This is a genomic window from Phormidesmis sp. 146-20 (assembly GCF_052939475.1).
In genome coordinates this window covers 222,731-230,272 of sequence record NZ_JBJPHT010000005.1, presented here as the reverse complement: position 1 = coordinate 230,272, position 7,542 = coordinate 222,731, and the positions used below count along the sequence as shown (strand labels likewise).

At 52.0% G+C, this 7,542-nt stretch carries 9 protein-coding genes; all 9 read right to left on the bottom strand.

Features of this window, described 5'->3' with window-relative positions:
• Positions 1-70: 70 nt before the first annotated feature.
• The 9 genes from ACKFKH_RS07035 to ACKFKH_RS06995 all read right to left on the bottom strand — a co-directional run bounded on the left by ACKFKH_RS07035 (position 71) and on the right by ACKFKH_RS06995 (position 7,247).
• Positions 71-592 (bottom strand): ISAs1 family transposase, encoded by a 522-nt coding sequence (locus ACKFKH_RS07035; RefSeq protein WP_446857544.1) that lies wholly within the window; start codon positions 590-592, stop codon positions 71-73.
• On the bottom strand, positions 589-753 hold the full coding sequence (locus ACKFKH_RS07030; RefSeq protein ID WP_446857543.1) for a hypothetical protein: 165 nt from the start codon (positions 751-753) through the stop codon (positions 589-591). Before ACKFKH_RS07030 ends, ACKFKH_RS07035 begins: the two co-directional genes overlap by 4 nt.
• Before the next feature lie 6 nt (positions 754-759).
• Entirely contained in the window at positions 760-1,167 is a 408-nt protein-coding gene (locus ACKFKH_RS07025; RefSeq protein WP_446857542.1) for a transposase family protein, read from the bottom strand.
• A gap of 171 nt (positions 1,168-1,338) precedes the next feature.
• A complete protein-coding gene (locus ACKFKH_RS07020) occupies positions 1,339-2,088 on the bottom strand; it encodes a hypothetical protein (RefSeq protein WP_446857541.1) in 750 nt (249 codons plus the stop codon).
• 375 nt (positions 2,089-2,463) lie between these two features.
• Complete coding sequence (locus tag ACKFKH_RS07015) at positions 2,464-2,718, bottom strand: DUF7219 family protein (RefSeq protein ID WP_446857540.1); 255 nt, start codon at positions 2,716-2,718, stop codon at positions 2,464-2,466.
• Between the two features lie 284 nt (positions 2,719-3,002).
• The gene (locus tag ACKFKH_RS07010; protein WP_446857539.1) at positions 3,003-3,743 is read right to left on the bottom strand and encodes a J domain-containing protein; all 741 of its coding nucleotides are present in this window, start codon (positions 3,741-3,743) and stop codon (positions 3,003-3,005) included.
• A 76-nt stretch (positions 3,744-3,819) separates the two neighbouring features.
• On the bottom strand, positions 3,820-4,779 hold the full coding sequence (gene cysK / locus ACKFKH_RS07005) for a cysteine synthase A (protein WP_446857538.1): 960 nt from the start codon (positions 4,777-4,779) through the stop codon (positions 3,820-3,822).
• 40 nt (positions 4,780-4,819) lie between these two features.
• Complete coding sequence (locus tag ACKFKH_RS07000) at positions 4,820-5,266, bottom strand: RrF2 family transcriptional regulator (protein WP_446857537.1); 447 nt, start codon at positions 5,264-5,266, stop codon at positions 4,820-4,822.
• Between the two features lie 151 nt (positions 5,267-5,417).
• Positions 5,418-7,247, bottom strand: coding sequence for an iron uptake porin (locus ACKFKH_RS06995; RefSeq protein ID WP_446857536.1), 1,830 nt, complete (start codon positions 7,245-7,247; stop codon positions 5,418-5,420).
• Positions 7,248-7,542: the final 295 nt, after the last annotated feature.

Sequence of the window (7,542 nt, the reverse complement as noted above, 5' to 3'; positions counted from 1 at the left end):
AAGTTGCGCTTCCGGCTTGACATTCAAGATAATCGCTAAATCCCCCATGCTGGGGTAGGGTTGATTTATTCTAGCCAGAGGGAAGGCCGACCATCGGCAACAACTGCTCTAAGCGATTGCTGTATAGATCAATTGCCTCCGTGATTGAGGCATGTCCCGCCTGACGAAATAAAGTAATCGCCAGGTTGCGAATCACCGCCATCACCGTGGCTGCATTTCGCTTTGCAATGGAGCTACTATCCTCACCCAACACCACATCTTTGCCCCAGTGCAGGGGATTTTCAATGCCCCAGTGCGCTCGAATCCGAGCTTGCAGCGCGTCCGCCTTTTGCGTCCAACTGGTGATGTAGTAGCGGCACTGCTCGTAGGGCTTTCCCTGACGATGCCCCGACCGCCTCACCTCCACGCCCTGTTGCGCCCCCGTCCAGACGGCTCGAACCTCCTCTGGTAAGGCAAAGATCGACGCAACGCGAGTCGTTTGGCGACTGCGGGTCTGTTCGCTGTGAAGATGAACACTGAACACCGCGTCGCTTTGAGCCGCCTGCTGTAGGTGGTGATAAAGGGTCTTCTGATTCGCTTTGACACAAATCACATAGTCATTGCCTTGGGCTTGCAGCAGCGAGACGGTTTTTTTTGAGCGTGCAACGCATCCAGACTCACCGTCACCCCGCTTAACTGCAAGCGTTCTAGCAACGCATAGACCGCCTTGGTCTCGCTTTGGTGCGGATTGTCAAAGGCGGCTTGCCCCACCACTAGACCTTACTCCAACTGAAACACCGAGACCCCGTTGACAAAGTTTTGCTCGGCGCTGTAGCAGTCGGTGACGGGGTTTTTCAAGCCTTTGCCGTCTACGGCACAATGGTCGCCCGCTTGCACTAACCCCGCCTGCCGCGCCCAGTGGCTGAAGGCAACGGCGACGGCGTTAAAGTCAATCTCCAGCAATAAGCGGCGAATCGTTGAGTAACTCGGCAGTTTTGCTCGGCGCAACCCCAACTGCTGGGCGAGATGCGCTTGGTGGCGCAGCATGAACCGGGATAATCCCCGGTAGCCCCGATAGCCACTCATCGTGCCGAGAATGATTATCAGCAGAAACACCCACAAGGGGTAGCGCTGTCCTGACCCTCGGCGAGGGTCAGGAATGCTTTGTAGGGCGTCAATCAAGGTCATGAGTCTGAAGTGAGGTAGGTGTGAAGGGTCGCTTCTCTTAGCCTACATTTCCTCTCTATAGAATAAATCAACCCTACCCATTCTGGGGGACTTTGAGAAAGAAATCCTGTCCGAAAGTCCCCCAGAATTGGGGGGTTGGGGGCTTACAGGTGTAGGTTTGTGGTTAAGCAATCAAGAAGAGGTGAGGGTGAGCGTTAAGGTGGGCTGCGGGATGAGTGGGGGCATCTCAATGGGAAGATGATGATACAAAATCAGCGGCAGCGAAAGTAAGCCCACCGCAAAGCAAGAGAGACGACGCAATTGTGGATGGCGAGGCGGTGGGCGATTGGGTCGAGGATTGCGACCGTTGGGTAAGGCTTGTTGTTGCAGTTCTACTTTGGTTCCGAGTGTGAGCATCCATAGGGTGGCGACCGACATGGCTAACCCCATCCGCTCTGCGCGTTTTGGGTCGGTGATGCGTGAGGACTGCCCATGCCAGCCATCACTTTTGAAATCGCGATAGCCATCTTCAATCCACAGGCGGTAGCTGTACCACAAGCCCTCGGCTTGGTCAGTCGGCAGGTCAGTGACCACGAACCACGGGTCAGTATCGCCTTCGTCCCAGCGTGCGACCAGGGGACAATCGAGCGGATTGGTGCGAAAGCACCGCACTGCACCGCTCCAAGCTTGACCGAGCCGAATCCAGTCTTTGAGCAATTGCCAGTCGCCATTGGGGAGAACTTGGATTGTCTGATTCGGGTGTTGATTGATCCGCAAGAACGGATGCCACCCGACTGCCCTGGTCGCGGCAAACAGCCAGTCGGCATACAAGCCTCGGTCAGCACAAACCACCACCCGCCAGTCCGGTGGAACCCCGCCAGCCAGTTGAGCGAACAACGGCTCCCAGTAGGGTTGCCAGCGATCCAGTTGATTCCCAGGCACAATTTGTCAATGCGATCCCAAAACTCCACACCCTTAATCCCGTCACTTGCGATAGGCTGAGGTTGCCAAATCATTCGCTGACAATCCGGTTCCAAGCTTTGAGCGAAGGGTCTTGTAGCATCTCTACTGCCTCCATACTGCTCTTCTTCTCATTATCGAATCGTTGGGGTCACTGCTCGCACCTTCACCACAAACCTACATCTGTAGGGGTTGGGGGGCAGAAGCGCTGAAGAACGAAGCGGAAAACCTCTTATCGAATTCACGTTATTTTAGGACTGCTTGCGTAGCATAAATCCCCCCGTAGCTGCCCAAATCAAGCACAGAACGAGGGGATTCTAAACTAGCCCTTCAGAAACTCAAGCAACGCCTGAGCATTCAAAAGTTTTGATTGCCCTCAGAAAAATCCTGCCCGATCGCAAGCTGCTTTTTACTTCTCTTAAGCTGTTTCCAAAGGGATTTAATTTCTCGGTAAGACTCTTCGGGTGTTAGCTTGCCCCCCGTCTCCAAACAGCAGACATAACTCACCTTCTGCGAAAACTCCTGCAAGTTTGCGTTAAAAACCAGGTTTTCAGGCTTCACCTCGCCCCGATAACGGCTGAGAGGGTACAAAAAGTTGTGTTGATCTGCCATTGTTTTTTCCTTATCTACGATTGGTCAATCAGAGTTTCCTCGGTGCTATTTTTCCCCAATGTGAGCAGAGCGTAGTATCAAATCGCCAACTTTAGCCAGCGATGATGCCCCGTGGGAAGTTTTCCAAAACGCAAGACTAAAACTGCGCTTTTACCCAAAGTTAACCTAATATTAACCTACTTCGTCAGAAACAATATCCATCCAAAGAAGTAAAAGAGCTGCTCAGGTTGCTCAAGGATTGAATCTATTTCTCCAAGGTGCTTTCTCGCTAACGATCGCCTGCACTACTTTGGCAATTCTCGAAACGCCGCCTGAGCCTCTCGCCGCAACCCTTCCGCAATCTTGAATAGCTCCAACCCTGTGTTGAGATGGTGATCATCGTAGTTGAGGCTAAAGTACTCTAGCTCTTCAATCCCGTCTGCCACCTGATTGAGACAATAGTAAAGATTGGCAGCCACACCCGCGACCGTCGGCGGATTGGGAAACGATCGAAACACCGTTTGCGCCTTACCCAACATCTGCCGACAGTCTTCGGTATACGCCTGAAACGCCTCCATCAACTCATCATCAAATGGGTCAGCCGATAGCTGCTTAATTTGCGCCCTCAAAGGACGAATAATTTGACCAAGTTGACGATTGACGGGCGTGTAGACCTTGTTTAGCCAAACCTTAAGGTGTTGATCAGAATCCGGTTCTGTTTGGCGTTTGCGTCGATAATGCGCTTGAGCGGCCGCATCGCGCTGTTGACGGTCTTCTACACTTTCTGCGCTGTAGCCTGCTGACCCCAATCGAGAATAGTAAGAGAGGTGGCGATCGTAAGAGTTGCGACTCTGGGGATCTCCCAATACTTCGTAAGCCGCGTTGATCTGGGTAATTTTGTCGTGATTTGCCGTTTGTGAGTTGCTGTCAGGGTGAAACAACTTAGCCAAACGCCGATAAGCTTGTTTGATCTCCGCTTGAGTGGCGTTTGGCTCAACGTCTAAGATTTGATAGTGACTGATTTGATAGTGATTCGAGTGTGCCATTCCCCCATTTTAAAGGGAGGAGGGAAGAGGGAGGAGGGAGGAAATTGAGAAGTTAAAATTTAATGATTTCCTCAATTTAGCCCACTGTAGAGAGGGTGAGTTCGGGGTCTTGAAAGAGGGCAGTGCTGAGATACCGTTCGCCAAAACTGGGTTGGATCATCACGATCAGCTTGCCTGCATTTTCGGGACGCTTGCCGATGTCGATCGCCGCCTTCAAAGCCGCCCCACTCGAAATTCCTGACAATAAGCCTTCTTCACGAGCCATGCGCCGACTAAACGTGATCGCTTGATCATCCGAAACGGTAATTACTTCATCGATCAAATTCACATTCAACACAGGCGGAATAAACCCCGCGCCGATGCCTTGAATCTTATGAGGGCCAGGGCGACCTCCCGAAATTACAGGACTGTTCGTGGGTTCAACAGCGATCGCCTTGAATGAAGGTTTGCGCTGTTTGAGAACCTCTGCCACACCTGTGATCGTTCCACCCGTCCCGACTCCCGCCACTACAAAATCAACTTGTCCATCGGTGTCCTGCCAGATTTCTTCGGCGGTCGTTTCTCGGTGAACTTTGGGGTTTGCCGGATTGCGAAACTGTTGCAGCATATAAGCATGAGGCGTAGTATCGACAATCTGCTGCGCCCGTTGAATACAGCCTCCCATCCCCTCAATTCCGGGGGTCAGCTCTAACTCGGCACCATAGGCCCGCAGCATGGCTCGACGCTCAGAACTCATCGTTTCGGGCATCGTCAAAATTAGACGGTAGCCCTTCGCAGCAGCAGCCATCGCCAGCGCAATCCCCGTATTTCCAGAAGTCGGCTCCACCAAAACAGTTTTCCCAGGCGTGATCAACCCCTCATCTTCAGCAGCGGTGATCATGCTAATGCCAATCCGATCCTTGACCGAGGCAGACGGATTCATCCCTTCCAGCTTGACGAGAATTTGAGCCACACAGCCCTCGGCTTGCGGAATCCGATTTAGCTGCACCAGCGGAGTCGAACCAATCAGTTGGGTGACATTTTGAGCAATACGCATAGGAGGTTTTGGGTGGGGAGCTAATTTCTTTAGGTGCTTTTTAGATGTAGTACATAAAATCGAGCTGCCGTCTGGAGTCACGGCGATCGCACAAATCTTTGAGCGTATATTTTTGCAAAATAGTGTTAGCAGCTTGATGAGCTTCTTGCCAAATCTCAAAAATTACAGCACCTTCGAGGGTTTTTGTCTGCTTGGCATCACTATCTTTTTCGGCAGGCTTACCCTCCAAACCATCCAGGCAAGCGACGACATCCAGCAGCGTAATCTTCCAGGGTTCTCTTGCCAGAGTATACCCCCCTTTTGCGCCGCGCTGCGATCGTACCAGTCCACCTCGTCTGAGGGTAGCCAGAAGTTGTTCGAGGTAGCGATCGGGAATGTTTTGTTGAGCAGAAATTTGCCGAATCTGCAACGGCTCACCACTGTCGTAGTGAACGGCCAGTTCGATCAGCGCCAAGATTGCGTACTCGCTTTTACACGAAAGTTCCACAGGTCAAATCCACGGTAAGAGGAAGATGGGCAAGTGATCCCCACGTTTCTAGTATACCCCGGTTTATCGCTGGGGTTTAGTTAGTTTGACGAAAAGCCCAAAAAAGGCCCCGTGTAACACGAGGCCTTTATCGAAAATTTATCAAAACGGTCTAGAACGTGAAGGTTGTCCGCACGGTGCCCACATAGGTCGTGTCGTTGGCGTTGTTGTGTTCTGGGTTAAAGATCACCAAAAGACCCGGTGTGATTGAGATGTTGTCGTTTAGCTGATAGCGGTATAGCCCTTCTAGGTGGAAGGAAGTCCCGCGATCGAGGCGACGGTTGCCCGTTAGCGGATCGTTGTAATCGGTGCTGGTCAGCTTAGGCGGCATCCCAAAGATAATCCCTGCCAGGTTGCCTTTTTTGCCCAGATCTGGGAACGCCAGCGCGACGGCCCAGTTCCAAAGTGAAGCGTTGTCGCCTTCAGCAGCTACCTGTCTCGCGGCCGCACCTGCACCCAACACGAGATTCTCTTCAGCCCGTGCCTCTGTGTAGCCAACCCAGCCAGCCAGCGCGATTCCGGGGGTGAGACGAATATTGCCTTGAACCCCGAAGTGGTTGCCAGTAGTAGGCGTTGCTGCAAAAGGACGATCGCCAAAGTCACTGCCGATCACACCAGCCAGCGGATTGTTGTTGGTGTCGCGGTTATAAGAGCGAACGTAAGTAAAGCCCAAGCCGATGTCTCTGGTCGGTTGGAAAGCAACCTGCGCCAGGAAAGCGTTGGAGCCGTTGAACAGACCGTTTTTATCAGTCGGATCGTTTGCGCCTCTGGCAGAAAAGCCTGCTGACACAGTGAACTGCTCACTTGGCTTAAAGTTGATGGTGGCACCCGCGCCCCCTGCACCTTGACGGTAGATAGGGTTAAAGCGACCAAAGCGCGAAATCGATCCTTGACCGCTACTCGCCAATAGCGGATTGAAGGTGGGAACGTTGTCGTAAAACTCAAGTCCAACTGCATCAACTTGGATGGTAGATCTGCCTAGCGGAAAGCGATAAAACGCTTTATCAATCTCTGCCTCATTGTCATCGTTACCGTCAAAGCTAGAGCGGGTCATATTGGTTCCCGTTACAGCGCGGCCAAAGGGAACAACGTTCCGGGCTTGGATGCGGGTCAACAGCAAGTCTTTGCCAGTAAAGCTGGTGTTTAAGGAAAGACGGACGCGATTGCTAAAGGTTGTGTTTTCTCGCACATTAGCGCCAGCCCCAAGGAGTCCAACTTCGGCAGCCCGCGTGGACAAGCCGCGATCGATTCTGCGTGAAGCATCTGAGTTGATCGCTGTCTCGTCACCGAGAGCGCCTGAAACCGCGAAAATGGCTTCTCCTCTCAGTTTGGTGGTGGTTGAGAACTGTTGTTTTTCTAAGGTGGTGGCGCGAGCTTCTAGAGAGTCGACGCGACCGCGCAGGGTGGCCAATTCAGCGGCGAATTCTTCTTGAAGTTTTTGCAGAGTCGCCAGGTCTTCTTTTTTGACCAGATCTGCGGTAGATGCGGCGATTAGCTCGTTGACGCGATCGAGACAAGCATTCACCCCAGCCGCAAACTCAAAACGAGTCATTGCCCGGTTACCACGGTAGGTTTTGTCGGGATAGCCTGCGATACAGCCGTAGCGCTCAACGAGAGATTGCAGTGCCTGGAAAGCCCAATCGGTGGGGCGCACGTCAGAAAGTTGAGAAACTGAGGTCACTTGACCCGCTTCAACGTTACCATTGCCTTCGCTGCTGTAGGTTTTTACCTGGTCGAGAGAGGCCGCATCAGATTTAGACGTATCTGATTTGGTCGCATCGGAAAATTGAACGGGGACGGATGCGCTCAGGGGGGCAGCTTCTGGCTTAGGTGCGTCAGTTGCAGTTGCAGCACCTATGGTGATCAGCCCAGCGGAGACGGTCAGCGTAGCACTCAAAAGAGCCGGGGTCGCAAGCAGCGATTTCCACAAATTGTTAGACATAATTCACTTCCGTATTCACACCATTGAGATCGAGTCGCCTACAAACACCTGATGACACAAGAGGCAGTTGAGGAGGTTCTTAGTTTTCTTCCGGGTAGGGAGAAGTTACATGAACAGCCACAGTATAGCTCAGTACAATTCGCAATCCTTGAATGATCAAAATTTCTAATCGCTCTTTTACCTGCCCTGTGTGGGGATTGTAGCTCTCATGAGGATTTGTTATCAGAAGCTTTATTCATCAAATCTTTATAGATTAGGAAAGTTGATAAATAGAAAACAAGCGATTTTGAGAAAT